Below are 1236 nucleotides of genomic sequence, written 5' to 3'. Positions count from 1 at the left end.
CACCTTCAACGGCTTACAGAACGCTCCCCTACCACTCAGAATAAATTCTGAATCCGCAGCTTCGGTGCATAGTTTAGCCCCGTTACATCTTCCGCGCAGACCGACTCGACCAGTGAGCTATTACGCTTTCTTTAAAGGATGGCTGCTTCTAAGCCAACCTCCTGGCTGTCTGGGCCTTTCCACATCGTTTCCCACTTAACTATGACTTTGGGACCTTAGCTGGCGGTCTGGGTTGTTTCCCTCTTCACGACGGACGTTAGCACCCGCCGTGTGTCTCCCGGATATTACTTTACGGTATTCGGAGTTTGCAAAGGGTTGGTAAGTCGGGATGACCCCCTAGCCTTAACAGTGCTCTACCCCCGTAAGTATTCGTCCGAGGCTCTACCTAAATAGATTTCGGGGAGAACCAGCTATCTCCCGGTTTGATTAGCCTTTCACTCCTAGCCACAGGTCATCCCCTAACTTTTCAACGTTAGTGGGTTCGGTCCTCCAGTTGATGTTACTCAACCTTCAACCTGCCCATGGCTAGATCACCGGGTTTCGGGTCTATACCTTGCAACTATTCGCCCAGTTAAGACTCGGTTTCCCTACGGCTACCCTATTCGGTTAACCTCGCTACAAAATATAAGTCGCTGACCCATTATACAAAAGGTACGCAGTCACCCAACAAGTGGGCTCCTACTGCTTGTACGTACACGGTTTCAGGTTCTATTTCACTCCCCTCACAGGGGTTCTTTTCGCCTTTCCCTCACGGTACTGGTTCACTATCGGTCAGTTGGGAGTATTTAGCCTTAGATGATGGTCCACCTATATTCAGTCAAAGTTTCACGTGCTCCGACCTACTCGATTTCACTTAAAATGTCTTTTCATGTACGGGACTATCACCCTGTATCGTGGCGCTTTCCAGCAGCCTTCCATTAACACATAATAAGCTTAAGGGCTGTTCCGATTTCGCTCGCCGCTACTTTCGGAATCTCGGTTGATTTCTTTTCCTACGGGTACTTAGATGTTTCAGTTCTCCGCGTTCGCCTCGTTAACCTATGTATTCAGTTAACGATACCTGCAAGCAGGTGGGTTTCCCCATTCGGAAATCTTAGTCTCAAGCGCTTTTTACTAGCTTGACTAAGCTTATCGCAAGTTAATACGTCCTTCATCGCCTCCAACTGCCAAGGCATCCACCGTGTACGCTTAGTCACTTAACCATACAACCCAAACGGGTCTTTGTTTTGTGACAGT

The 1236-nt window shown here is 48.5% G+C and carries 1 rRNA gene; it reads right to left on the bottom strand.

Annotated features, from left to right (window positions below):
• Positions 1–1202, bottom strand: a 23S ribosomal RNA gene (locus tag I6F40_RS19560); the annotation flags it as partial.
• Positions 1203–1236 lie beyond the last annotated feature (34 nt).

This window comes from Pseudoalteromonas sp. SWXJ133 (assembly GCF_015864365.1).
GTDB classification, from domain to species: domain Bacteria; phylum Pseudomonadota; class Gammaproteobacteria; order Enterobacterales; family Alteromonadaceae; genus Pseudoalteromonas; species Pseudoalteromonas arctica.
The sequence above is the reverse complement of the archived record's forward strand: the minus strand, read 5'-3'. Positions and strand labels throughout refer to the sequence as shown.